Origin of the sequence: Flavobacterium sp. IMCC34852 (assembly GCF_030643905.1) — a bacterium.
Lineage (GTDB): Bacteria > Bacteroidota > Bacteroidia > Flavobacteriales > Flavobacteriaceae > Flavobacterium > Flavobacterium rivulicola.
The window spans coordinates 582,347-607,042 of sequence record NZ_CP121446.1 but is presented as its reverse complement, the minus strand read 5'-3'; the positions used below and the strand labels follow the sequence as shown (position 1 = coordinate 607,042).

At 36.9% G+C, this 24,696-nt stretch carries 25 protein-coding genes; all 25 read right to left on the bottom strand.

The window, feature by feature from the left end; genetic code table 11:
- Positions 1-5 precede the first annotated feature (5 nt).
- Entirely contained in the window at positions 6-794 is a 789-nt protein-coding gene (lolB1, locus tag P7V56_RS02725) for a lipoprotein insertase outer membrane protein LolB1 (RefSeq protein ID WP_171221206.1), read from the bottom strand.
- The gene (locus tag P7V56_RS02720) at positions 794-2,143 is read right to left on the bottom strand and encodes a tetratricopeptide repeat protein (protein WP_171221207.1); all 1,350 of its coding nucleotides are present in this window, start codon (positions 2,141-2,143) and stop codon (positions 794-796) included. The genes lolB1 and P7V56_RS02720 overlap by 1 nt, the downstream gene beginning before the upstream one ends.
- A 7-nt stretch (positions 2,144-2,150) precedes the next feature.
- Positions 2,151-3,161: a sugar nucleotidyltransferase gene (locus tag P7V56_RS02715; RefSeq protein WP_171221208.1), complete on the bottom strand. Its 1,011-nt coding sequence runs from the start codon at positions 3,159-3,161 to the stop codon at positions 2,151-2,153.
- Between the two features lie 95 nt (positions 3,162-3,256).
- A complete protein-coding gene (gene dut / locus P7V56_RS02710; protein ID WP_171221209.1) occupies positions 3,257-3,691 on the bottom strand; it encodes a dUTP diphosphatase in 435 nt (144 codons plus the stop codon).
- A 1-nt stretch (position 3,692) separates the two neighbouring features.
- Positions 3,693-5,159 carry a lipopolysaccharide biosynthesis protein gene (locus tag P7V56_RS02705; RefSeq protein WP_171221210.1) on the bottom strand — a complete coding sequence of 489 codons (1,467 nt, stop codon included), beginning with the start codon at positions 5,157-5,159 and terminating at the stop codon, positions 3,693-3,695.
- A gap of 41 nt (positions 5,160-5,200) precedes the next feature.
- The gene (locus P7V56_RS02700; RefSeq protein ID WP_171221211.1) at positions 5,201-5,638 is read right to left on the bottom strand and encodes a GNAT family N-acetyltransferase; all 438 of its coding nucleotides are present in this window, start codon (positions 5,636-5,638) and stop codon (positions 5,201-5,203) included.
- A 68-nt stretch (positions 5,639-5,706) separates the two neighbouring features.
- A complete protein-coding gene (locus tag P7V56_RS02695) occupies positions 5,707-7,221 on the bottom strand; it encodes an AAA family ATPase (protein WP_171221212.1) in 1,515 nt (504 codons plus the stop codon).
- A gap of 24 nt (positions 7,222-7,245) precedes the next feature.
- Entirely contained in the window at positions 7,246-8,076 is an 831-nt protein-coding gene (locus tag P7V56_RS02690; protein ID WP_171221213.1) for an ATP-binding cassette domain-containing protein, read from the bottom strand.
- Positions 8,077-8,079: 3 nt separating this feature from the next.
- Complete coding sequence (locus P7V56_RS02685) at positions 8,080-8,850, bottom strand: ABC transporter permease (protein WP_171221214.1); 771 nt, start codon at positions 8,848-8,850, stop codon at positions 8,080-8,082.
- Positions 8,851-8,896: 46 nt separating this feature from the next.
- Complete coding sequence (locus P7V56_RS02680) at positions 8,897-10,711, bottom strand: OmpA family protein (protein WP_205959306.1); 1,815 nt, start codon at positions 10,709-10,711, stop codon at positions 8,897-8,899.
- Between the two features lie 28 nt (positions 10,712-10,739).
- Positions 10,740-11,861 carry a coiled-coil domain-containing protein gene (locus P7V56_RS02675; RefSeq protein WP_171221215.1) on the bottom strand — a complete coding sequence of 374 codons (1,122 nt, stop codon included), beginning with the start codon at positions 11,859-11,861 and terminating at the stop codon, positions 10,740-10,742.
- Position 11,862: 1 nt separating this feature from the next.
- On the bottom strand, positions 11,863-12,525 hold the full coding sequence (locus tag P7V56_RS02670) for a hypothetical protein (protein ID WP_171221216.1): 663 nt from the start codon (positions 12,523-12,525) through the stop codon (positions 11,863-11,865).
- A gap of 168 nt (positions 12,526-12,693) precedes the next feature.
- Entirely contained in the window at positions 12,694-13,554 is an 861-nt protein-coding gene (gene atpG, locus P7V56_RS02665; protein ID WP_171221217.1) for an ATP synthase F1 subunit gamma, read from the bottom strand.
- A gap of 82 nt (positions 13,555-13,636) precedes the next feature.
- On the bottom strand, positions 13,637-15,214 hold the full coding sequence (atpA, locus tag P7V56_RS02660) for a F0F1 ATP synthase subunit alpha (protein WP_171221218.1): 1,578 nt from the start codon (positions 15,212-15,214) through the stop codon (positions 13,637-13,639).
- 21 nt (positions 15,215-15,235) lie between these two features.
- Positions 15,236-15,769: an ATP synthase F1 subunit delta gene (atpH, locus tag P7V56_RS02655; protein ID WP_171221588.1), complete on the bottom strand. Its 534-nt coding sequence runs from the start codon at positions 15,767-15,769 to the stop codon at positions 15,236-15,238.
- Positions 15,769-16,269, bottom strand: a complete 501-nt coding sequence (locus tag P7V56_RS02650; protein ID WP_171221219.1) for a F0F1 ATP synthase subunit B — start codon at positions 16,267-16,269, stop codon at positions 15,769-15,771. The genes atpH and P7V56_RS02650 overlap by 1 nt, the downstream gene beginning before the upstream one ends.
- An 84-nt stretch (positions 16,270-16,353) precedes the next feature.
- Positions 16,354-16,545 (bottom strand): ATP synthase F0 subunit C, encoded by a 192-nt coding sequence (atpE, locus tag P7V56_RS02645; protein WP_171221220.1) that lies wholly within the window; start codon positions 16,543-16,545, stop codon positions 16,354-16,356.
- A gap of 31 nt (positions 16,546-16,576) precedes the next feature.
- The gene (gene atpB / locus P7V56_RS02640; RefSeq protein ID WP_171221221.1) at positions 16,577-17,731 is read right to left on the bottom strand and encodes a F0F1 ATP synthase subunit A; all 1,155 of its coding nucleotides are present in this window, start codon (positions 17,729-17,731) and stop codon (positions 16,577-16,579) included.
- Positions 17,732-17,847: 116 nt separating this feature from the next.
- A complete protein-coding gene (locus tag P7V56_RS02635; protein ID WP_171221222.1) occupies positions 17,848-18,246 on the bottom strand; it encodes a hypothetical protein in 399 nt (132 codons plus the stop codon).
- Position 18,247: 1 nt separating this feature from the next.
- Positions 18,248-18,481, bottom strand: a complete 234-nt coding sequence (locus P7V56_RS02630; protein ID WP_171221223.1) for an AtpZ/AtpI family protein — start codon at positions 18,479-18,481, stop codon at positions 18,248-18,250.
- Positions 18,450-18,854 (bottom strand): bactofilin family protein, encoded by a 405-nt coding sequence (locus P7V56_RS02625; RefSeq protein WP_171221224.1) that lies wholly within the window; start codon positions 18,852-18,854, stop codon positions 18,450-18,452. Before P7V56_RS02625 ends, P7V56_RS02630 begins: the two co-directional genes overlap by 32 nt.
- 4 nt (positions 18,855-18,858) lie before the next feature.
- Positions 18,859-21,660, bottom strand: a complete 2,802-nt coding sequence (gene porW / locus P7V56_RS02620) for a type IX secretion system periplasmic lipoprotein PorW/SprE (protein WP_240976560.1) — start codon at positions 21,658-21,660, stop codon at positions 18,859-18,861.
- Between the two features lie 89 nt (positions 21,661-21,749).
- Positions 21,750-22,448 carry an ABC transporter ATP-binding protein gene (locus P7V56_RS02615; protein ID WP_171221225.1) on the bottom strand — a complete coding sequence of 233 codons (699 nt, stop codon included), beginning with the start codon at positions 22,446-22,448 and terminating at the stop codon, positions 21,750-21,752.
- Positions 22,449-22,480: 32 nt separating this feature from the next.
- Positions 22,481-23,947 carry a DUF5687 family protein gene (locus tag P7V56_RS02610; protein WP_171221226.1) on the bottom strand — a complete coding sequence of 489 codons (1,467 nt, stop codon included), beginning with the start codon at positions 23,945-23,947 and terminating at the stop codon, positions 22,481-22,483.
- Positions 23,948-24,002: 55 nt separating this feature from the next.
- Positions 24,003-24,695, bottom strand: coding sequence for a hypothetical protein (locus P7V56_RS02605; protein WP_171221227.1), 693 nt, complete (start codon positions 24,693-24,695; stop codon positions 24,003-24,005).
- Position 24,696 lies beyond the last annotated feature (1 nt).

Sequence of the window (24,696 nt, the reverse complement as noted above, 5' to 3'; positions counted from 1 at the left end):
CTCGTCTAATTTATAAAAATTCGGTCATATCCATCGGGTACGCTGTAAGGAAATGAAAGTTCTTCGTTAAAAGTAACCGAATTGTAATCAATTGAAATTTCTGTTTTCCCTTTCTTTTGCACCGCATTGATAAACAAACCGGCCGGCAAAATGGCTGAAGTAAACGTCTGAAAATCGGAATAATTCACGGCAAACATTCTTTCTTTTTCGGGTTGAATTACCTCTTGTTTTTTGAGTAGATAATTTTTTGATTCAAAGAAAAAAGTCTTTTCAGTTTTATCTTGAACGCTATTGAGCTTATAAAATTTATCGGTTAATTCTGTAGCGTAGGCTTGTTGGGTCAAATCATCAATGGGTTTCCCTACGAGCATATTTTGAATTTTATTGAAATCCAAATCGGTACCCAACCATTCGCTTAACGAAGCATAATCACCTTCGAAATATGTCCCGTTTATTTTTTCGTAATACTTCACTTCATTGGGTGTTATCAAGGCTTTGGCCATAGTGATTCCCAAAAAACGAATGCTTACTAAAATCTTTTCTCCTTTTTTAATCTTGATTTCGGCAGATACATTTTGAGACTGATTTTCGTCCTTGTATTTGGCACTTGACCTAATGTATAACGTAGAAAAATTGCTTTTATTGTTGTAGTGATTCTCAATGATTTTTTGAGAAGTAAGTTCGTTTTCATTAGTCACCACAACCGGTTTTGCGGAATTAGTATCCACCATTACAGCCTTTGACTTACAAGAAGCAAAAAAAACGACCAACATTATAAAATACCAATACTTCATTATTTCTTTTGTTTGTTAATGAGTTCATTGGCTTTGACAAAATACTTTTCCTTCTTCTTCATATCACCCAAAGCATTATAAGCTTCGCCTAATTGAATGTTGAAATTGATTTCCAAAGCCGTATCATCGATAACAAAATCCAAGCCAGTTTCCAAGATGGAAGCGGCTTTCTTGAAATTTCCGGTTTGATTGTAAGCCAAACCTGCATAATAGTAAAACTGTGGTTGGGTTGGGAACAATTGCGTCAAATCGTCAGCCTTTTTAGACAAGACGTCAAATTGTTGGTTTTCGGTATAAGCCTGAAGCAACAACAAGAGCGTTTCCATGTCTTCAGGATTGCTTTTTAAATGCATCTCAAAATACTTCACCGCTTTGGGCCAAGCGGCTTTTGCGTAATAAAACTTCCCGATTTCTTTGGCGACTTTGACTTCTTTATCGTTGTCAAAATAGGCAATGGCTTTGTCTAAATCGGCTTCGTATTTTGGATTGTTTTTGGCAAAAATCAGAAACTCATTGAGTATTCTGTGTTTGATTTTGGCATCGATTTTTTGACTCGGCAAGACAATATTCATGGCTTTAACCGCATTGTCACCATCATTATTATTTAAGTGAAATTTGAATAAACTCACTTGCGCCCAATCGGAAGTAGGGATTTCTTTCTCTAGTTTTTTAGCAATTTCCAAAGCTTTTTCTTCCTGATTGCTCTGCGAATACATATAAATCAACGCAATATAATTGGATTCTTCTTTGGGGAATTTTTTAATTTGATCTAACAAGTTGTTCTTTTCCGCCGATTGGTATTTGGCGTCTTTGAGAATATCGGCTTTGTACAATTCACGTTTGTCCGACTTTCCGACTTTTTCATTCAGTTCATTAATGAGTTCTAAAGCTTTGTCAAACTGCTGTGTATTCATGTATAGCGAAGTCAAATCTTCTTTGTACTCTGCTTTGAATTCCACTAGTTTTTGCACAATGACAATCGCCTGATTGTAGTCGTGTGTGTCATAACAAACGTCGTACATGCCAACCCAAGCCCAACGATTTTGCGGATCCATTTGGGTTACCTTTTCGAAATTATCGTAGGCGTCTTTGTATTTTTTTTGGGCCAAATAATTTTTCCCCAATTCAAAATAAACCACCGCATTTTCGGGCTGAATTTCTTTGCATCGTTCCAATGACTGAATGGCTTTGTCGTAGTTTTCGATGCTTTTTTGTTTGAGTGCTTCATAGAAATGATCTTGAAATCCATCGTCTATTACGGCAATATTGTTGGGTTCCTCTTGGGCCACAGCAATATTGGGAATGAAGAACATTCCTAGTAACAAACCATAAATTAGAAGTCTTTTCATTTTTTCTTTATTCTAAAACCGAATAATCTCCGATACTTATACTTTTGAATTCACCGTCAAAGGTAGCGTGATTTCCAATCATTGCGTTATCCAATTTAGCATTTTTAATGTGTGCGTGGGTTTGCACCAAACTATTTTGGATTTTGGTATTAGTCACATGAGTTCCTTTGCCTAAAGACACATTGGGTCCAACGATTGAGTTGATGATGGCAACGTCTTCACCGATATAACATGGCGGAATAATGGTAGCATTTTCTAATCGTACTGTTTCGGCAATTAAATTTTCTCCGTCATTGTGCAAAAAGCCTAACATTCTGGAGTTGGTTTCTACCGTAACATCTTTATTTCCGCAGTCCATCCATTCATCCACTTTTCCGGGCACAAATTTCATGCCTTTTGCCATCATTTGTTTGATTCCGTCATTAATTTGGTATTCGCCGCCATGGACAATGTTGTTGTCTAAAACCGATTGGAGTTCGTTTTTCAACACGGCCACGTCTTTAAAATAATAAATCCCGATAACGGCTAAGTCAGAAACAAAATCTTTTGGTTTTTCCACCAATTCGATAATCTCGTTGTTTTCGTTTAAATTGATAACCCCGAAAGCGCTTGGATCTTCTACTTGTTTTACCCAAATCACACTGTCAGCCGTTTTGTCTAAATCAAAATCGGCGCGAATTAAGGTGTCGGCATAAGCAATTACTGCCGGACCGCTCAAAGAATCTTTGGCACACATAATGGCATGTCCGGTTCCTAAAGCTTCGTTTTGGTAGTAAATAGTTCCTCTGGCGCCCAACTTTTTGGCTATCGCTATTAATTCTTCTTCTACTTTTTGGCCAAAACTTTCATGGATGATAAAAGCTACTTCTTCAATTTCCTGGTTTAAAACTCCGGCGATGTCTTCTACCAAACGATGAACGATTGGTTTTCCGGCAACGGGAATTAAGGGTTTCGGAATGGTTAACGTATGTGGACGAAGACGCGAACCGCGACCGGCCATTGGTACTATTATTTTCATTTTTTATTGTATTAAGATTTGAGTATTAAGTATTAAGACTGATTAAATACTCGAATATATTATTTAACTGTTTACTGCCAAAAGAACACTGCTGACTATTTTACGCCTGTACTTCCAAAACCACCTTCGCCCCGGGAAGTTTCGGATAATTCCTGAACTTCAATCCACTCAGCGCGTTCGTGTTTGGCGATGATTAGTTGGGCAATTCTTTCGCCATTTTCAACGACAAAATCTTCTTGGGATAAATTTACTAAAATCACCCCAATCTCTCCGCGATAATCCGCATCTACTGTTCCGGGAGAATTTAAAACGGTGATGCCTTTTTTAGCGGCTAAACCACTTCTTGGTCGAACTTGTGCTTCGTAGCCAATGGGTAATTCTATAAAAAGACCGGTTTTTACAATGGTTCTTTCCAAAGGTTTCAACACGATTGATTCGGTCAAATTGGCTCTTAAATCCATGCCTGCTGAGGCAATGGTTTCATAATTGGGCAATTCGTGTTGGGATTTATTGATGATTTTGATGGTCATTTTATTTGGTTTTTCTTTTGATAATTCGAAGTAAGGTTTCTTTTTCGTTGTGGTAAATAAAGTATAAAAATAACGATAGTAAAATTATTTTTAAAGGATAATTTTCTCTTAAAACCGGAATGTAAAATGAAATCCCCGAAAGCAAGACAGACAATCCGATATAGCCGAAAATCCTTTTAAAGTCATACGGAATCGGATAGTGTTTTTGCCCCAATTGATACGAAATATACATCATACTGCCGTAAGCCGCAATCGTAGCAATGGCCGAACCGTAATAACTCATGGATGGGATTAATAAAAAATTCAATGTCAGTGTTATGGCTGCGCCCACAATGGAAATATAAGCCCCAACTTTAGTCTTGTCCGTTAATTTGTACCAAACGGAAAGATTGGTGTAAATTCCCAAAAAGAAATTAGCAAAGACAATCAGTGGCACGACCTTAATAGCGTCCCAATATTTCGCATCAGGTACAATAGGAAACTTCAACAAATCGACAAAAACAATGACAAACAGGGAAATAAATGACCCGAAAATTACAAAATACTTGGTTATCGTAGCATAGGTTTGCTGTGCATTATCGTTGGCCGCATGGCTAAAAAAGAACGGTTCAATTCCTAAGGTATAAGCGGTTCTGAAAAGTACCATAAACATTCCTATCTTATAACAAGCCGAATAAGCTCCAATGTCAGACATAGGCACCTGCATCCAATCTAAAAGGATTTTGTCAAAGTGTTCGTTGATGGCAAAGGCAATGCCGGCAAATAAAATAGGCAGTCCGTATTTCATCATTTTTTTCCAAAGAACCCTATCAAAATTCCAAGAAATATGAATGTAGTTTGGAATCAAAACCAACAAAGTAAACAAACTGGCCGCAACATTGGCAATAAAAATATACCCTATTGGGAAGTTTTCATAGTAAATCGTGCTTAAAAAACCATTGGGATTATTGGCTACAAGCTTGGGTAAAAAGGCCAAAAAGAAAACGTTTAAGAGTAAGTTTATAGTAACGTTCGCCATTTTAATCACGGCATATTTCATAGGTTTTCGCTCAGCTCTTAATTTAGAAAAGGGAATAATAGCTAAGGCATCAAGTGCTAAAATCCAAATGGTATAGGTAACATATTCTACCCCAATTCCCGACCAACCGGACAATGTTTTTCTAAACAATAAAGCCAAAACCAAAAATCCAATTGAGGACCAAAATAAAGAAATGGTGGCTGTTGAAATGACGCTTTTTTTGTTGTCTTCGCTATTGTAAAATCGGAAGAACGCCGTTTCCATCCCGTAGGACAAGACTACATTGAAAAAAACCAAGTAGGCAAAAATAACCGATACTTCTCCCATATTACTCTTATCGGGCAAATAATAAACAAACAACGGATTCAGAATAAAACTGATAATTCTGGGAAAAACTGTTGCCAGTCCGTATATAAGGGTTTGCTTAAAAAGATTTTTATAGAGACTCAAAGTAATTCGGGTTAGTATAGCAAAAATAGGTTTTTATTGGATTATGAAAATCCATTTTCGTCAATAGTTTTAATAAAATGAAAACCTCTGGGTACATAGCCTAAATTGTAATAGAATTTGTGCGCCGGAAAATTTCCGGTAAACGCATCTAAGACGATACAAGTACACTCTAATTCTTTGGCTTTATTATCGATATAATCAGAAATTATGGTGCCAATACCTTTTTGCCGATGGTCGGGATGCACAATAAAATTATCGATTTCGATGTACTTTCCGGTCCATAATTTCGTGCCAAACCAAAAGCCAGTCAATCCGACACAAACATTGTCTTCGAAAACAGCGGCTTGTTTGTAGCTCTTGGGAATCATATCTTTCAGGAAAGCTTCATAGCGTTCGATGGTCATATTCGGATACAGAAATTGGATGGTGCTGAATTGCTCCAGCATCTCGGGTATGGTGGTGAGTTCTCTGACTTCCATCGGTTAAATTTTATTTTAAAAGTAATAAAAAAGAGCCAATGGTTATTGACTCTTTTGGATTTATGTTGCTATTTTTTATCTACAGAAAAGGAAACCTGCTCTTGGGTGTCTTTGGGTTCCGGAATGTCTTCTTCGGTAAAGGTTTTTAGGGTTTTCTTCGAAATTTTAGTCAACTTAATGATGCGATTGGCCTGATTTTGAACACATTTTTCAAACAAGTTTCGCACTACTCTGGCGTTTCCGAAGCTGTCGTCTTTTTGGTCTACCAAAAGGTCAAATGTGTCTTCCAGTTTTTCTTTGGCACTTTCATCTATGATAAAATCAGATTGCTTGCAGAACGTTTCAAAAATTTGATACAGTTGCTCTGCTGTGAAATGGTCAAAATAAAAAAAGCGGTTAAAACGCGAGCGCAAACCCGGATTTGATTCGACAAATATTTTCATCGGCTCAGTATAACCGGCCACTACCACCGACAAATCATCGCGATGGTCTTCCATTCTTTTCAGCAATGTATTGACTGCCTCGGCTCCGTAGTCATTCCCCATCAGGTTTTGAGTGAGCGCATAAGCTTCGTCTATAAAAAGAACGCCGCCTAGACTTTCCTGAACTACTTTATCCACTTTGGTCGCTGTTTGTCCAACATACCCGGCAATCATTCCTTCACGATCGGTTTCGTAGAGTTGTCCTTTGGATAAAAATCCTAAGTGTTTGTAAATTCGGCTTAACAATCTTGCCACCGAAGTTTTCCCGGTTCCCGGAGGTCCGAGGAATACAGTATGCAAAGTAATATCAATGTTTTTTAATCCTTCGGAATCCCTTCTTTTTTGGATTTCCAAGAGGTTAATTAATTCTTTGACATCGTTTTTAACTTTTTCTAAACCGACTAATTGGTGTAATTCTTCGAGCACTTTTTCGAGCGAATCATTATCGGGAAGATTGTTTACTGCGCTGTTTTTTTCTTTGGATTGGGCAGAGGCCACAATTTGGTCTAAGGCTGCTTTGTCAAAACTGAGGTTAAAAGCCAACGTTGCAAAATTATTCATTGCCTCTAAAGTCTGCTGAAGTTTATCACTCTTGGTTTGTGACAATGCTGTAATCAAAAAACTTTGGTTGCTTTTTTGGTCAATGGAATGCAAAACATTTTGCTTTCTGATATGGTCTAAATTGGCTTTGAAATCAGGATTGGCGACCAACCTATTCAAGGTCTGAATGGCATTAGCATCGGCAAATTGATGGTTTTTCAAAACATCAAAATAATAAGCCAAAACAAACCTTGCCTTTTCATCTTCCTTGGCCGACTGTTGGTTATACACCGTAATTAAATCCGACAGGAAAAAATGTTCGGCTTTGTATTGTATTTCTTTAGTGTTGTTTTGATTAATCAAGGCGTTCAGAGCTTTGATTATTTTTTGATCTGCATTCAGTGTTTCGCACAATGATAAAAGCGAAGTGGTCTCGACTTTTAATTGCAGGATGAATTTTTCATCAAAAAAAGGTTTCTTCGGATTCATTTCTCCTTCCAAGTATTCCTTTATTGATAAAAAAGAATCTTCTAAAAACGATATGGGATTGTTTTTTTTCAAGTGATTTATGCTCTTTTAATTGGCTTAAGAATTCATCATTTGACGCACAATTTCATCATAGAGTTTGTCGTGTTTTTCCCCAACTTCTTTCCATGCCAATCCCATTTCACGTAAATCGTATTTGGCCACTATCGTACCGTAATCTTTCTTTTCTCCATTGATTGTTGGGTGACCAATAACATAAATAGATTGTGCCAATTGCAAAGCCAATTCTATGTCATGCGTGGAAAAAATCACCGTATTGTATTCCGACAAACTGCTTAGCAATTCGAATGATTGTTTAACTTCTTCAATGTTGCCGACATCCAAACCAGAAAATGGTTCGTCGAGCACAATGAATTTATCCGAAGAGAAAAGCTGCTCAATGATGGCCGTTCTCTGACGCTGTCCGCCCGACAATTCATTCGGGTATTTATCGGCGCAGGTTTCTAAACCCCATTGGTGAATGTAATCTTTTATTTTTTTATCTTTTTCAGTTTCTGAAAGTGTGCTTTTTCTCAGGGCAAACCTGAGGGTTTGGGTCACTGTTTTATGTCGGAACAACGTGTATTTTTGGTTTACCAAACCGATGTCACCTTCTTTTACCATTTTGGCGGCTGCCGGATCTTCGCTTTCAAAATCTTTGATTAAAATTTTACCGGTATGCAAAGGCACTAATCCGGTTAAGGCTTTGAAAAAAGTAGATTTGCCTCGGCCTGATCTGCCTACAAAAGCGATTACTTGTCCGGTACAATCCACACCGTTTCTCACAACATCTTTTTCGGTTAGGTTAATATCTTTAATGATTACCGTGTCGTCATAAGCCACGCTTAGATTTTCAACATATAATACTGTTTCTTTAAATGAAAAATCCATAGGTTATATTTTTGAATATCTAAAAAGTGCTTTTCTCAAATAGTTAATGCTCCAATCCAAAAACAATCCAATCAAAAGAATGATAATTTGCAGGGCAATAATTCTGCCGTGGTTCATAAACTTATCCGAGTTTTTGATTAAAAACCCTAAACCTCCTGAAGCCACAACAATTGATTCTACTGTAACCAACATCATCCAAGTAATGGCTAAATTTTGACGGATAGCATCAATTACATAATCGATTCTGCCTAAGACTATGACTTGCCAAAGAACTTCCCATCGGCTGCATTTGAGTGTTTTGGCGTGGTCAAATTCTTCTTCCGGGATATCTTTAATCACAGCAATTAAAGAGGTTGTTAAGAATGTCGTTAAAAAAATAACCATAATCCAGATTTGCATATTTCGGGCATCGTGGATAACCAATGTGATATAGAATGACAAGCCAGTAAAAGGGAGAAATCTAAATTTGGTTACAAATTCCGACACTGGTTTTAATAATGGAATCGGCCAACTGTAAGCAAAAAGCAAAGCAATAGTTATAGCCAAAACAATGGAGATAAAACACAGTTTTAAGGAGTTGAAAATATGCACCACCAATCCTTCGTTATACAATCCTCTGAAACCTTCCAAAACCTGAGAAGGCGAAGGGAAAAGATGTTTTTGCCCAGAAGTTCCTAAGAACCAAATCAGCAGTAAAATAGCAACCCAAACGGCTAGAATGATAGCTTTTTGAGACTTGGCAATTTTTTCAAAAGGCGTGAAGAGTTTTATCATAGTAAGAGATAAAAAGCTGCCATTGCTGACAGCTTTTTGCTTTTTATTATTTCAAGAATGTAATTACTACTCTTCTGTTTTTGGCTTTGCCCGATTCGGTGCTGTTGTCCGCCACCGGTTCGCTGGCGCCTTTTCCGTCGATTAATTGGAAACGACTTTCAGGAATGCCTTTTTGTTTCAAATAATCTACTACAGCTTGCGCTCTGTTTCTGGATAAAGGAATATTTGCCGCATCACCACCAACATTGTCTGTGTGTCCTACTATCGTTAATTTAGAATTTTCGGCTTGTACCAAAAGGTTGTAAATTCTTTCTAAATCTTTGTTAGAATTGCTTTGGATAGACGCGCTACCAGAGCTAAAGTTGATTTTCCATTCTCCGGAAGCCATTACTTCAGTAGCTTGAGCCGTATAGTCCGCTTTGTCAGCTGCAGTTGATTCGATATCGTTGATGTTTTTCATAAAGAAAAGATTCACCGCTTCTTCATAAGGAACCACTCTTCCGACATTTTCGTTGAACCCAAAGGGATTCAATTCGGTTAAATAAGTTCCTACTTGGTTGTATACGGATTTGTATCGGTTAACGCCATCGGTCATTCCGAAGTATTGCATTCCGTCAGCATAGTTAAACACCTTGGAACCACCCATGTTGTAAGTCAAGCCGTTTTTGGTGCCTTGCTGTCCTTGGAACATTTTGTACCAATATTCAGGGCTTTCCATCTTGTAAGTATCTGTAACAGCTTCAGAAGCTCTCACTCTCCAGTCATCGTAGTTTTTCATTTGGTTAGAAGCGGTCAAAGCCGATTTCAAAATGTTTGTCACGATATCCGGATTTTTGGTTGCCCATTCTTTTAAACCAATTAATACCGTTGGCATTTGGTTGTTGAATTCTTTAGTAGAAACAATGTCTACAAAACCAGAAAGTTTGTCGAAAACTAATTTATCTCCGGGTGTCCAAGTGGCACAACCATCGATTTTTCTGTTTACTGATTTTCCGGTTAGTTTACCGTTTATTACTTCTTTCAAAGACACTGACCAACCGGTAGTTTGAGATTTAATCAACTCTTCCGCTGATTTGATATAATCGTCATTTTCTGAAGGATAGATGTTTACGGCATCAGCATCGTAAGTTGTTGGATCAGGATTCACTTTTAATCCGTTAGCAAAACAGTAGTTCACCGTAGTTACCCAGTCACCATCGCCTAAAACGGCAGAGATAACAGCGCCTTTCATGCTTTTCGGATTTGATTTCCAGCTTGGTGGACCGATTAATTTATCTTCTCCGTAGCTCATTCCGACTGCACCCATTACTTGCAAATGGTATTTGTCTTTCCCGTATTTTTCGTCTAATGCTTTTTGTACCGAGCTGATATAGAATGGCGCTCCGTCACCCATGATCATAACGGCGAAAGCACTTTTATCCGAAGACGGGAATTCTGTTCCGCCATCAAATTCTTCAATAAATTTCATTTGCATGTTGCGCAATTCTGATAACCAGTCTTGACGGATGATTTCAAGATTTACTCCATTTTTTTCCATCAAAGAGCCTTTGGTGGTTTTTGGTCCACCATTAGAAACAATCATTCCCGATTGAGCATTCCAAGCATACCCTGCGATTCTCACTAAAGGTTTATTGGAAACTTCGGTAGAAATTTCTTTAGAAGGCAATGCGATTTTCTCCGCATTGGTTACATTATTTACGTCTTGCGTATTAAGTTCTATTCCATTAAGTTGTTTGGAAACGGCTGTTCTTAATCCGGGAGATAAGAAATAAATTCCCGCCAAGATGCCACCAATTCCGACAACTACGATTAAAAATTCTGATAAAGTTGTTAATTTAGTTGTTCTTAAAATTTTTCCCATTTTTATATAAAATTAGTTTGATTTTCAATTAAAAAATATCTCCGAAACCTCCGGCATTTTGTTTGTCCTCTTTAGTCATTTTGTAATTCGGACTGGTATATTTTGTAGAATCCGGAATGGTGTTGTCACCGGTTTTGATTTCATCTGCCAACGAATCTAAGCGCGAATACAATTCATCATTGTCTACCGAATATTTAGACGTTAACGCATCGATATCAATAAGGTTTTCCGAAGTTCTGGCAATGTCTTGTGCGATAGTTGATGTTACGACTTCTAAAGCGTATTCCAATTCCCAGTCTTTGGTAAACATCATGGCGCTTTTGGCACTTTCGGTAGCGGCTTTGGCATTTTTGGCAAATTCATATTCTTTGCGCAACATGGTAATGGTTGTATCGAAATCGGCAATTTTGATGTCGATAGCAGTTCCGGCAAGGGTTAATTTTCTATCCATTTTACCTAAAACATTGGCTCTTACGCCGTATTTTTGGATAAAGCTTTTGCTTTGCTCGTATTGGTTTGATACTCGTTGGGAATCACTTAATTTTTTGGCCAATTCACTTTGAAGCGCTACATATTCGTCAGTGTCTTTGGCTCCGATTCCGTTGATTTTTACCATTTCATCCATGGCTGATTTCAATTTTTCGGATTGACGTTGCAGACTCAAAACATCTTCTTGGAAGTCTTTGGCTTCTTTTTCAGACTTGGCGGCTTCGATTTCCATTTCGTTTTTCAGGCCTTTTAACTTTGCTTTGGTATTTTTAAAAACCTCGCGATTTTTCAGCATCTTTTCTTTTTGCTCTTCCAATTCATTGAATGGATTGCTTTGAATTAAAGCTTTGTGAAGGTTTTTGGTAGCAAATCGGAGTCCTTTCATAATTACCGGAAACATCAAGACTAAAAAAATCAGGAAAACGGCTGTCGCAGATAAGGCAACCACTTGTCCCAACATGGTGAATAATGGCGGAATGATATACGTCCAAATAAGATAGCCGCCAACTCCCATTAAAGCTAAAGCCAGAGCCCAAAAAAGTCCTTTTTCGCCTTTTTTTAAGGTATTGGTGTTTAAGGCAATTTCGCCTTTGGATTCGTCAAAGTGTTTTAATATCGGTAATTCTAATAGTGTACTTTTTTCCTGTTCGTATTTGTTCATCTTACAAGTATTGATTGATTCCTGTTACCACTAAGTTTATTGAGTCTTGAATTTTTTGTTTGGCCATATTATTAGCCTCTATTTTTAATTGCAATTCTGAGAACTCTTGTGCATTGTCGCTGTCAATTCTGCTCAATTCTATTTTTTTGGCTTCCAATTCTTTTTGCAATTGCGCCAGTTGAGCTTCTAAATCACTGATATTCTTGCTCAGATTTTTCTTTTCTTCATTAATCTTTAAGTTTAAATCCGATTTCTTGGAGTTTCCGGTTATATTGTACTTTTCGTAAACCTTTTCGATTTCTGTGGAATAAAACTTTGCTTTCTCTAAAAGAAATTCCTTTGTCAAATTAGGATTGATGGTTTTACCCATGGTAAAAGCCATTTGATAGCTTTGCGGATTGGTAACCCCAACAGCATTAACCGATTTGTACAATTCGAAAAAATCAAAGCCATCAGCATTTAATCCTTCAAATCCCTTTTGGTAAACTTCTAAAACTTCCCCTAAAAAAGGATTAGCATTAAGGTTTACGGGATTCAAATTTGTTTCAGCGTCAGGAAATTTATTGTTTTGAGGAAACGAAGTTGATTTAACTTCTTCATTTTTTGGTTGATTTGTCTCTTCATTAATAAAAAGACTTTTCCAATTAAAACTTTCTATACCCATGTGGTTGCTTTTTAGTTTGCTACGGTTTTACGTATTAATTTATAAAAAGTTACTATTAGTTTATAAAAATATAAAAATTTCCTTATCGATACTGTTTTAAATTCGATATTTTCCAAATAAAAAAGAGCCGACAATAGTCGGCTCTTTTTAAATTTATTTAATTGAAATTTATCCTTTCAAGGCTTCTGCACCACCAACAATCTCTAAGATTTCGTTAGTAATTGCCGCTTGACGCGCTTTGTTGTAAGTTAATTTCAATTGGTTTCTCAATTCGGTTGCGTTGTCGGTTGCTTTGTGCATTGCCGTCATACGAGCGCCGTGTTCAGCAGCAAATGAATCTCTGATGGATTTGTACAATTGTGTTTTTAATGATTTTGGAATCAAGGTCAACACAATCTCTTCTTTTGAAGGTTCAAAAATGTAATCTCCGGTGGAAACAGGTTTGTCTGATTGTACCGGTGCTAATGGCAAAAATTGTTCGGTTTGAACGATTTGTGTAGCGGCATTTTTGAATTGGTTGTATACGATTTCTATTTTGTCGTATTCTCCGGAAACAAATTTGTGAGTTAATACGTCAGCGATTTCGGCCACATTTTCAAACGTTAAGCTGTCAAATACTTCGCTCTTGTTATCGATTACGGTATTGGTTTTTCTGAAAAAATCATTTCCTTTTTTACCGATGGCGAAGAAGTCAACTTGTTTTCCGGCGTAACCATCAGCTACTACTTTTGCTTGCTTAATTACGTTAGTATTGAAAGCACCACACAAACCACGGTTTGAGGTAATGGCCACAACCAACACTTTGTTTACTTCGCGCTGCGTCGTGTATTGTCCACCGGCATCTCCGTCTAAAGTAGCACTTACACTTTGTAATAATTCCGTTAATTTTTCGGCATAAGGTCGCATAGCTGTGATAGCATCTTGTGCTTTTTTCAACTTTGCGGCAGAAACCATCTTCATCGCCGATGTAATCTGCATCGTCGACTGAACGGAAGTAATTCTATTACGGATTTCCTTTAAGTTTGCCATTTATATTATTTTAAATTATAAATTCTGAATTATAAATTATGGAGACCATTTAAAATTTATAATTCAAAATTTAAAATAATTCTTAGTTATATTTCGCTGAAATTTCTTTAGCTGTTTTCTCTAAAACGTCAGTAATGTTATCATCTAACTTACCGGCTTTTAAAGCGTTTAAAACATCTCTGTGTTTGTTATTCAAGTAATCGATATAATCTCTTTCGAATTCTTTTACTTTGTTTACAGGAACGTTTCTCAACAAGTTTTTAGAACCTGCGTAGATAATCGCTACTTGGTCTTCTACAGTGTAAGGATCGTTTACGGCTTGTTTTAAGATTTCAACGTTTCTTCTACCTTTTTCAATTACGTTTAAAGTAACGGCATCCAAATCAGAACCGAATTTTGCGAACGCTTCCAATTCACGGAATTGCGCTTGGTCTAATTTCAAAGTACCGGCTACTTTTTTCATCGATTTAATTTGAGCGTTACCTCCAACACGTGATACCGAAATACCTACGTTAATTGCCGGACGAACCCCTGAGTTGAATAAATCTCCATCTAAGAAGATCTGTCCGTCAGTAATCGAAATTACATTGGTTGGGATATACGCAGAAACGTCACCCGCTTGAGTTTCAATAATTGGTAAGGCCGTTAATGAACCACCCCCTTTTACGATTGGTTTCAAAGAATCCGGTAAGTCATTCATGTTTTTCGCGATATCGTCATCCGCAATTACTTTACAAGCTCTTTCTAATAAACGGCTGTGTAAGTAGAATACGTCTCCAGGATAAGCTTCACGTCCCGGTGGTCTTCTTAACAACAAAGACACCTCACGGTAAGCCACCGCTTGTTTTGATAAATCATCATAGATAATCAAAGCCGGACGCCCTGAATCTCTGAAATACTCTCCGATAGCAGCACCTGCCATTGGAGCATATACCTGCATTGGCGCAGGATCTGAAGCGTTAGCAGCAACGATTACCGTATAAGCCATAGCGCCTTTTTCTTCTAATGTTTTTGCAATTCCTGCTACTGTAGAAGCTTTTTGCCCAACAGCAACATAAATACAGAATACCGGTTGCCCAGCATCGTAGAATTCTTTTTGGTTCAAGATAGTATCGATACAAACGGTAGTTTTACCGGTTTGACGGTCACCAATTACTAACTCACGTTGACCTCTACCTACAGGAATCATCGCGTCGATTGACTTGATACCTGTTTGTAATGGCTCAGTTACCGGTTGACGGAAAATAACTCCTGGTGCTTTTCTTTCCAATGGCATTTCGTATAAGTCACCACCGATTGGTCCTTTACCATCGATTGGATTACCCAAAGTATCTACAACACGACCTACGATTTGCTCACCTACTTTTAAGGAAGCAATACGTTGTGTTCTTTTTACGGTTGAACCTTCTCTAATTCCGGTAGATGGTCCTAAAAGTACCACACCCACATTGTCTTCTTCTAAGTTCAAAACGATGGCCTCTAACCCGTTATCGAATTGTACTAACTCGCCGTATTGTGCGTTTGACAAACCATAAACACGAGCGATACCATCACCCACTTGAAGAACAGTTCCTACTTCTTCTAACGTAGCACCGGATTGAAATCCTTCTACTTGTTTCTTTAATATTGCTGAAATTTCAGCAGCTTTAATTTCCGCCATTTTGATATATCTTTAATGGTATTAATTACTAAATTCTCTTCTTAATTCTTGCAATCTGTTCGCCACAGAAGCGTTGTATTGTTTGTCTCCTATTCTCAAAATAAATCCGCCAATGATGGATGGATCTACGATGTTTTCAATAGTTATCTTTTTGTCTGAAATGGTCGCAATCTTAGCCAATACTTTGTTTTGTAAATCCGCCGTGATTGGGAAAGCAGTGGTTACTTTGGCTAATTCTACCCCATTCATTTCGTCGAATTGGGCGTTGAATTGCATAGCAACATCAGCTAAAATTTCAAATCTTTTGTTTTCCTGAAGCAATCTGAATAAAGAATTGGTTTCCGACTGAACAGCAGCAAAAACTTCTTTCAAGGCACTCATTTTCACTTCTGAAGAAATGATTGGGCTTGATAGAAATTCGCTTAGTTCAGCGCTTCCGGCCACTGAAGCAACGATAGACGACATGTCGTCATTTACTTTAGCAGCGTTTCCGCTTGAAACGGCAGTTTCTAAAATTGCTTTCGCGTATCTAATCGCAGCTCTTGACATAACGATTAATTTAATTTTACATCACCTAACATTTTCTCTACCAATTTGGTTTGAGCTTCTTTGTTAGATAATTCGTCTTTTAATAATTTTTCAGCAATGTCTAATGACAAAGAAGAAACTTGAGATTTCAATTCAGCTAACGCTGCATTTTTCTCGCTTTCGATAGAAGCTTTAGCTTGCTCAATCATTTTTTGACCGGCCACTTGTGCTTCTGCTTTAGCATCGTTAATCATTTTTTCTTTGATTTCACGAGCTTCTTTCATCATGGTATCACGCTCTAATCTTGCTTCAGCTAATAATTTCTCATTATCTGATTTCAAGTTTTGCATTTCTTTTTTAGCATTTTCAGCTGAAAGCAACGCGTTTCTGATTCCTTCTTCTCTTTCGTTTACGGCATCAAGAATGGGTTTCCAAGCAAATTTTTTCAATAAGAAAATCAATCCTACGAAAATCAAAAATTGCCAGAAGAACAATCCTAATGAAAAATCATTTATTAACTTTTCCATATTATAAAGTAATTATATAGTCTTTTAATTTAATTTTTAAACAAAAGCTACAACCAACCGTTGCAGCTTTTTGTTTTGTTTGAATTATACTGCGAATAAAGCAGCAAATCCGATACCTTCAATAAGCGCAGCAGCAATAAGCATAGCTGTTTGGATTTTACCAGTAGCTTCCGGTTGACGTGCAATAGCGTCCATTGCAGAACCACCAATTCTTCCGATACCGATACCAGCTCCGATTACTACTAATCCAGCTCCAATGATTTTAGGAATTTCCATAAAAATATGTATTAAAAATTAAACATTAATATTAATGGTGAGCTTCATCGTGGTGATGCTCTTCTACAGCCGAACCAAAATAAAGGGCCGACAACATAGTAAATATATAAGCTTGCAATAAAGCAACTAATATTTCAATTAAAGAAATCGCAAACGAAAGGAAGAAAGACAAGCTGCTTCCGATCCAGTTTTTGAAAACAAACATCAACCCTATCAAACTCATCAATACGATGTGACCCGCTACAATGTTTGCATAAAGACGAATCATTAATGAGAATGGTTTGATAATCGTTCCCAACAATTCAATTGGTGCTAAGATAAATTTCATCGGTACAGGAACTCCCGGCATCCAGAAAATGTGACCCCAATAATCTTTTTTAGCGGTAAAAGTTGTGATTAAGTATGTGATTAATGCCAAACAAGCAGTAACGGCAATGTTTCCGGTTACGTTGATTCCAAGTGGTGTTAATCCGAAGATATTTAAGAACCAAATAAAGAAAAATATGGTCAATAAATAACTCATGTATCTTTTATAGTGTTTCTCTCCAATGTTAGGAATAGCAATCTCGTCTCTAACATAAAGAACAATCGGTTCGAAAATACGTCCAACTCCGGAAGCAATTCCGCCGTTTTTAATATATGATTTGGCCAAACTTTTAAACAACAAGAACATGATTAAAGCTACTACAAAAATCATGAATACGTTTTTGGTAATCGAAAAATCAAGCGGCTTTTCATTGGTAGCATGGTGGTGCTCATCCATAGTTACTTCGCCTTGAGCGCTGTCAACTTTATAAATTTTACCGTGGTGCAATTTGTAGAAAGTTCCGTTAACCTCAGCCACTTCATGATCGTTATGGAATTTTGAAGAAGAGAAAACCTTTAAACCATTGTCAACCAAAATTACCGGTAGGGGAAATCCAACATGGTGTTGTTTTCCGGCTTCGTCTTTGTAGCCAAAAATATTAAAGTCATATGAGTCTTTCAAGTGGTGATCTATAAACTCTTTGATTTCGGTTTTGACGTCTTTTGGTTCAGCTGATTCTCCATGAGTAGCTTCCACTGCATGAGTTGCTTCTGTTGAAACATGGGTTGAATCAACTGTAGGGTTTGCCGAACTTACTAATGGTAAAAAAGCTACTAAGGTAGCGATGATAAAACGGAGTGGTTTTTTTGAAAACACCATATCTGATAATTATCTAAATTTTATTTTCTCAAATTTGGTGCAAAAGTACAATATTAATTAATATTAAAAAGTATATGTTTTATTTTTTTTGACAGAATTGTCAATTTAAAACTCTTTTATTGTTTATTATTTAAAATTCTGATAGTTACAAAGGTTTCTATTGCCAAAAAGTAAATAAAAATGATAAAAAAACTCATTTTTTCGGTTGGTGTTTTAGGCAGGTTTCCGGCCAAGATTGGCTTCAAAAAAACAAAAGCGATTCCCATTTTTAAAGTAGTGAGTAATAAAAAGGTGTAACCTACTGAGTTAATGCTCTTTTCTTTAACCTTATCCAAGGCCAAAATCAACATTGCCGAAAAGAAGAAAAAGAACAAATACAATAGTTCAATCGAATAGATAAATCCTGCCTCGTAAGCTTTGGGCACCAAAAAATGAAACAAGATTTTATGAACAATAAAACCGATTATGCCTAAAACTAAAACGGTAAAAATGGATTTGAATTTATCTAAATTCATACTACTGATTATCTGATTTATTAATTTCTTTCAATTGACGATTGAGATTGTAAAAAGCTATAGCGACACCTACCAGGGTTGAGATTTTTACATAAATGTGGTGTGGATTATCATATTTTTCGTCAAGCCATCGACCCAAATAAGCAAACAAAAAAACAATGACACCCATTTTGATGGGAATGTTGATAAGTGTCAGCCACTTGTTACGCGCTCTTTTCTTCTGCGGATTGTCCATTATTGGGAAGGTTTTTCACATGAGGCTTCATTACGCAAGTGGCGCTGAATTCGGCTCCGGGTTCGACGGCTAATTTGCCGCAAATTACTTCTCCTGTAATGTGGGATTTTGATTTTACATTGAGGATTTCCTGGACTTGAATTTTCCCTTCAAAAGTGCCTTCGATATCCGCATTTTTGCAAACAATATCGCCTTTTACACTTCCGGCCGGACCGATGACAATTTTACCTTTCGACTGAAAGTTACCAATCAAATGGCCGTCTAAACGAAAGTCTGCCGGAGAAATAATATCGCCGGTAATGGTTGTACCCTCGACAATTCGGTTGGTTTTCCCTAAAAGATCGGTATATGATTTTTGGCTTTTTTCAAACATGATATTATCCTTTTTTGCCTGACTTTTGTGATTGAGGTGATGGCGGTAAACCAATAGGGCCGCTACTTTCTTCTACTCCTTTGGTTGGGTTTATGGGTTGAGGATTGATTGGGTCTTTAGATTCCTTTGCAGGCTTCTCTTGATTTGGAGCAGGCTGTTCTTGTTGAACCACCGTTTTTTCTATGGTTCCGTCCCAATTGGGTTGGGTTGGGTTATCCGTTAAATTTCCGGCCAAAAACTCGTCAATGTTTTTTTTGATTTGAACAATCGTATAATTTTCAGTAGAGATAATTATCGGTGTGTCTTGTATTTTATAATCTTTGTAATCCTTTAAAATAGAGGTAATTCCAACCGCCAAATCGTTAGAATTCAACCCGTGAATCACCACAAAATTATCGGTCATCGTGTATATGTCTAAGGAAACCGACAACCTGTCTAAGCTTCTGTCCTTGATGAATTTACCGATTTTTTCTCTTAGAATTTTTGTGTTTTTATCTTCAAAATCTTTGGTTCGGTAAAGAATTTTCCAATTTTTAGAATCCAAACTTGACAATTGTAACGCATTTAATTTAGGCATGTCAACCGTTAACATTTTTTCGGCTCTTTTACCTTCTTCTACGTTCGGATAATTGAGTGCTACAAAATTCAGAGCTTTACCATATTCCTCCAATCCGGCTAATTTTCCAATAATATTGGCTTTTAACAATTCTAATTTGGGAACAATCTCATCTCCGGTAAACCTATCAATAGCCGCAGTTGTAGCCATTAAAACCGCTTTATAATCTCCGGCGAGGTATTGTTTGTAAAGACTTTCATAAACAGCTTTAGGAGAATCATCCGATTCGGCAAACTCATTGTTAGGATTGCTTAATATTTGGGCGTATCTCGAATTCGGATACAAGGAAATTATTCTCGCTTTCATGCTTTCGGCTTTGTTCTTATCGATGATTTCGTAGATTTTGAACAAATTGTACATTGAAGGTAAAACCAATCTTTCTTCCGGACTGTTTTTTAACAATTGCTCCAATTTGTTGGCGGCCAATTGGTATTCTTTGAATTTCTCTTTGTAAATAACGCCCAATTGATAGTAGGCAAAGTTTCTCTCTTTGCTCAAACTGTCAATGAGTATTTGGCTTGTCGGCAATTGTTTGATATAAAAATCAGGCGTAAATCGGGCTTCAACAACTTCTTCTTTAGAGTCTTTTGAGGTTTCTTTTTCGGTCAGGTCATCCTCTTCTTTTTCACTGTTTTTACCTGACCCGGATTCAGATTTCCAATTGTCCTGAAGGGTTCTTTTGCCCCAAATTTTTTCAAATTCCTTTTTCCCGTAAGCAACGGTTGTTGGGTTGTAAAAATAAAACGAATTGTCTTTGCCTTCCGTTTTTGATGTAGCGTCGGTTTTCTTGGCATTCGAAGCATCTTTAGAATCGATTTTGCCTTCGTTTCTGTCTTGGTTTTCTTTAATTTGGGCTTCTTTTTCAGCCAACTTTTGAGCGGCTTCTTCTGCTTTTTTTAGTTTCTCTATGTGCTTTTCAAAATAAGCGGTTCGCTCATCACCCGACATAGCATACAAGGCTATAATGCTGTCGTTTCTTTGTGCAATGCCTTCATACTTGATGACATCTTCGAGATTTTCTCTTTTCTTTTTAATCGAATTGAATTCGCGGGTTCTTGGCTTTAATTGCACAAGTGTACTGTCGAAATATTTTCCCGCAGTGACATATTTGGCCGAATTAAAATAAATATCTGCCAGATTTCTGTAATTAGAAGCCGTTAAGTAAGTGTCTTGTGTTTTCTTTTTAAGCGAAAGATTGTAGTGCTTTTTAGCTTGGGAGAAGTTTTTATTTTTATCATAAAACAATGCCACTTGGTGGTGTAAAACGTCTAAGAAAGGACGATTTTCTCTGTCTTCAATTAAATCATTAAATTTTTTCAAAAAGGTAATCGAGTCTCCTTTTTCGTAATCAAACTGACCGGCCTGTTTGGCATGCGCCTGAACGATGTATTGTCGAGATGACTTTCTGTTCATGTCGATGACCTCTTGGTATTTGGCATAAGCACTGTCTTTATAGCCTAATTGTTCGTACAACTGTGCCAATATGAATCGGTATCTTGCTTTTTCCTCGTTGGATTTGGTGAATTCTGTGGCCAATTTGATTTTGGCCACTGCACTGTCTTTTTCTTCTAAATTTAAAAAAGCTTGTGCTAAAGCCGCATTAGCGTCGGCATAAATTTGGTCTTTGAATTTGATTTCTTGTAAAAGTTTGGTCAAATTGTTAACGGCGATGGCATCATTTTCCAAACGCATATTGGTTTTTTCACGCCAAATTTTTACTTCGTAGATTTTGTCACTTTTCGGATATTTATAAAGCACATAATTGAAGGCTTCCAATGCCGGTACAAATCTTTGTTCGTAATATCTTGATTTTCCTAACAGCAAATGTGCTTCGTCCATTTGGGGATTCTTTTCTGAACCCTGAATATTCATGGAGTGTTTTTGAATTGCTTTGGTGGCTTTGGTTTCCGCTCTTTCAAAATTGGCGTTTCGGTTTTCTCCAGGAAGCATTCGGTCTTCTGTGACCTGCATTCTTTCGATAGGCAACATTTCCCAAAAATTGTCTTTGTTTTGCAACTTCACATCCTCAATACCTTTATCTAAAGCCAATTGACCATTATAAAGAATGTTGTATTCAGTACTGAGTGCGTGGGAATTTCTGGAAAGAAAAGTATTTTTCTTGGTAGAACAAGCTATCAAAAAAAAGAGTAATCCGGTGAAAATAAAATATTTAGTAGTATTGGTTTTCAAAACGAAACGTATTTTTATAATAACGTGAAAATGTTATAAATAGTATAACTAACTGGTAAAAATACGTTTCTTTTTGATATGGCAAAAAATTAGACTGCAAAAAATGCCTCTAACTCTTTCAAAGTTTCGGGTGAGGTTTGGATGTCTTTCACAACTTCGCCCAAATGCAAAGCAACAATTCGGTTACAAACCTCAACTGTATGAACTAAATCGTGGCTCGAAACCAAAACTGTTCGGTTAGGATCATCGGCCAATTCTTTGATGATTTTTTTCAATCGATTCACAGTGGTTGGATCTAAATTGGCAAAAGGCTCATCTAAAATAACTACTTCAGGATTACCGATTAAAGCCGCAATAATGCCCACTTTTTTCATGTTTCCTTTAGACAAATCTCGAAGATATTTTCGGCTGTTCAAAATTTCTCCGTTGAAGAATTCTTCATGCTTTTTTAACAAGGCATCTACATCGGCTTTGTTCTGTCCGCGTAAATCTCCTATGAAATAAAAATATTCTTCGGCCGTCAAATAACCAATTAAAAAGCTTTCATCAATAAACGCAGCTGTTAGAGGTTTCCAAGCTTCACTGGTATTTACCTGAATGCCGTTGTTTAAAATAAATCCTGAACTCGGCTGAATCAAATCGAGCAACAAACTGAAAAAAGTGGTTTTTCCGGCGCCGTTGTTTCCGACTAATCCGAAACTTTGTCCTTTTGGAATTTCAAGATGTTCGATATTTAACACGCGAACACCGTTGGCATAGGTTTTTGAAAGATTGGTAACTTGTATCATTTTTCGTGTGATTAGTAATTAGTGAATAGTAATTAGTTTTTTTGCTTGTAAGCTGCGATGGTCTCGTACTTTTGGGTTTTGTATATTTTCTCTATCTGATCGAACACATAATTTCGGAACGCAAAGCCCAAAACACCGGCTGCTGCCACCATAATCAACCCAACGTTTGGTGAAAAAAGATAGTAGCCCAAAGTATACAATCCCATGGGAACCAACATTTTGGGTAACGAAATCAACATGGTTTTAACGTTAAAAGCTTGCTTATCGCCAAAAGCTTGTTTGGAAGTTGTTAAATCGATAGGCGTTTTTACAAAAGCACCGCCAAGCATAACCAAATGCGAATTGACCCCAATATTAAAAATAGCACCAACCACGATAATCAAATAGGTATGCAACCCAAAATACAAATAAAAAGAAGCCAACAATGTTGAAATTACTGTACCAATCACCATCAGCCACCATTTGGAGCTGATGTATTCTCTGTATTGGATATTTTGACTCATCATCAATTGGTAATAGGCGCTGTCCCAACTTGGTACAAACTGCCCGAAAGTGAATAAAAATCCTCCGGAAACAAAAATGCCGGCAAAAACCTTCATCCACGGATTATCGTAAGATTCTATCGATTGGGTAAAGAAAAGCAATCCGTAAAAGATAAATATAAAACTCATTACCAAAGTAGTTCTTGAGCGTTTATTGCGTTTCAACAAGCGAATGTCGTTTTTGAGAAAAGTCCCTAAAGTGCCAAACTGATCCAACCAAGTGAAATTTTCGGTCTTCGCCACATCACTTTTCTTGGCCAATCCATCGTCGAGATTTAGTCTATTTTTAAAATAATTAAATGAACAATAATAAGTTGTGGCCAACAAAGCAATGGCAATAACAAACATATAAACGGTGTCATACATGCCTTGAAAGAAAATCTTTGAGTAAACTGTAAAATCAAAAATCTCATAATATTGCGATGCAGCTAATGTGACCAACAAAGACAAAACCGTGTAAAAAACAACATTTTTACTGTTGACCAAAATATTAAGAAAATTGTTAGCGTATATCAAAGCCGTCATTCCTAAAAACCACAAAAATGCCTGGAAGCCATAACCTTGAACCAATAACACTATGGTAAACGGAATAAAGAAAAAAGCATGCAGCACATTGAAAAAAGAAATGATTGTTTTCCCCAAAGAATAATGGACTATTGTGCTTCTTTTGATAGGCAAAATCAATAGCGGTTTAATATTCGTTACCGGCATTTTTTGAAGAAAATAACGAATGACCAAATCAAAAAGCACATAATAAATCATAAATTTATTAATGGCTGCCAATGGTTCTAATCCTTGGTCTTTCAAAATAAAAAAGACGGCAGTTCCCAAAATGGCAAAGCAAGCCATAAAGTATAAAGCGCCCAATCCCATGATGATTTTCAGCGCAAGATTGGTTCCAAAGGAAGCCGAACGCAAAAAGGATTTCCACTCGAGCCTGATGAAATGTTTGAACATAGTTGGTGGTTTTAGGTTTCGAAATTAGTTCCTAAAGATAGAAAATTGTTACAATTTAATTTACAAATTCATATTCAGGATAAGTTTGTTTGAGAAATGTTTCGGCTTTTGAAGGAATTAAAACCAATATAATATATTCGCATAAAGCCATAAAAATCAACAGAAAACTGAATCCCAATAATGCCCAATCGCTGTAGCTTTCGCTTCTTATATTAAGGGCAAGCTGAATCGGTAAATTCATCAAGCCGGTAAACGAACCATAGCCGAAGATTATCTCTTTAAGCAGCCATTTCTTGCCGGTTTTTTGATGGTTCCTTTTGTTTTTTCCGGAAAGGATAAAAATCCCGACAAAAAAGAAAACTACCAAAGCCAAAAAAACCAATTGTACAATTAACACATCTTCTTGGAAATACTTCAACAAGTAAAAAACGATTCCGATCGTAGCAAAAGTTCCTATGATTTTAGGCAAACGGAAGAAGGATTTCAGTTCATTCCATACCAATTTATTGTACTTCTTGTTAAGGGCAGCTTGCCTTTTTTCAACGACCTCCATGAATCCGAATACACCAAACTTTTTGAATTCCTTTTGCAAAGCTTCTTCAAAAGACAATTTTGGGTTTTGCTGCCATTGTTCTTCGATGGCATTGGCCAAATGGTCGACCAATTCGGTTTGCAAATCGTAGTATTCTACATAATGTTGGCGCGTGAAAGCATAAAGTCTTTCAATTTGTTCGGCGGAGAGTTTCATA

Excerpts from the sequence above, each read along its gene's own strand:
- P7V56_RS02715 (WP_171221208.1), bottom strand. The coding sequence starts at position 3,161 with ATGAAAATAATAGTACCAATGGCCGGTCGCGGTTCGCGTCTTCGTCCA.
- P7V56_RS02635 (WP_171221222.1), bottom strand. The coding sequence starts at position 18,246 with ATGAATTTAGATAAATTCAAATCCATTTTTACCGTTTTAGTTTTAGGC.
- atpB (WP_171221221.1), bottom strand. The coding sequence starts at position 17,731 with ATGGTGTTTTCAAAAAAACCACTCCGTTTTATCATCGCTACCTTAGTA.
- atpG (WP_171221217.1), bottom strand. The coding sequence starts at position 13,554 with ATGGCAAACTTAAAGGAAATCCGTAATAGAATTACTTCCGTTCAGTCG.
- P7V56_RS02720 (WP_171221207.1), bottom strand. The coding sequence starts at position 2,143 with ATGAAAAGACTTCTAATTTATGGTTTGTTACTAGGAATGTTCTTCATT.
- dut (WP_171221209.1), bottom strand. The coding sequence starts at position 3,691 with ATGACCATCAAAATCATCAATAAATCCCAACACGAATTGCCCAATTAT.
- P7V56_RS02680 (WP_205959306.1), bottom strand. The coding sequence starts at position 10,711 with ATGGGAAAAATTTTAAGAACAACTAAATTAACAACTTTATCAGAATTT.
- P7V56_RS02615 (WP_171221225.1), bottom strand. The coding sequence starts at position 22,448 with ATGATACAAGTTACCAATCTTTCAAAAACCTATGCCAACGGTGTTCGC.
- atpE (WP_171221220.1), bottom strand. The coding sequence starts at position 16,545 with ATGGAAATTCCTAAAATCATTGGAGCTGGATTAGTAGTAATCGGAGCT.
- P7V56_RS02625 (WP_171221224.1), bottom strand. The coding sequence starts at position 18,854 with ATGTTTGAAAAAAGCCAAAAATCATATACCGATCTTTTAGGGAAAACC.
- P7V56_RS02685 (WP_171221214.1), bottom strand. The coding sequence starts at position 8,850 with ATGATAAAACTCTTCACGCCTTTTGAAAAAATTGCCAAGTCTCAAAAA.
- lolB1 (WP_171221206.1), bottom strand. The coding sequence starts at position 794 with ATGAAGTATTGGTATTTTATAATGTTGGTCGTTTTTTTTGCTTCTTGT.
- P7V56_RS02630 (WP_171221223.1), bottom strand. The coding sequence starts at position 18,481 with ATGGACAATCCGCAGAAGAAAAGAGCGCGTAACAAGTGGCTGACACTT.
- P7V56_RS02670 (WP_171221216.1), bottom strand. The coding sequence starts at position 12,525 with ATGGGTATAGAAAGTTTTAATTGGAAAAGTCTTTTTATTAATGAAGAG.
- P7V56_RS02700 (WP_171221211.1), bottom strand. The coding sequence starts at position 5,638 with ATGGAAGTCAGAGAACTCACCACCATACCCGAGATGCTGGAGCAATTC.
- atpA (WP_171221218.1), bottom strand. The coding sequence starts at position 15,214 with ATGGCGGAAATTAAAGCTGCTGAAATTTCAGCAATATTAAAGAAACAA.
- P7V56_RS02675 (WP_171221215.1), bottom strand. The coding sequence starts at position 11,861 with ATGAACAAATACGAACAGGAAAAAAGTACACTATTAGAATTACCGATA.
- P7V56_RS02610 (WP_171221226.1), bottom strand. The coding sequence starts at position 23,947 with ATGTTCAAACATTTCATCAGGCTCGAGTGGAAATCCTTTTTGCGTTCG.
- P7V56_RS02650 (WP_171221219.1), bottom strand. The coding sequence starts at position 16,269 with ATGGAAAAGTTAATAAATGATTTTTCATTAGGATTGTTCTTCTGGCAA.
- P7V56_RS02605 (WP_171221227.1), bottom strand. The coding sequence starts at position 24,695 with ATGAAACTCTCCGCCGAACAAATTGAAAGACTTTATGCTTTCACGCGC.
- P7V56_RS02690 (WP_171221213.1), bottom strand. The coding sequence starts at position 8,076 with ATGGATTTTTCATTTAAAGAAACAGTATTATATGTTGAAAATCTAAGC.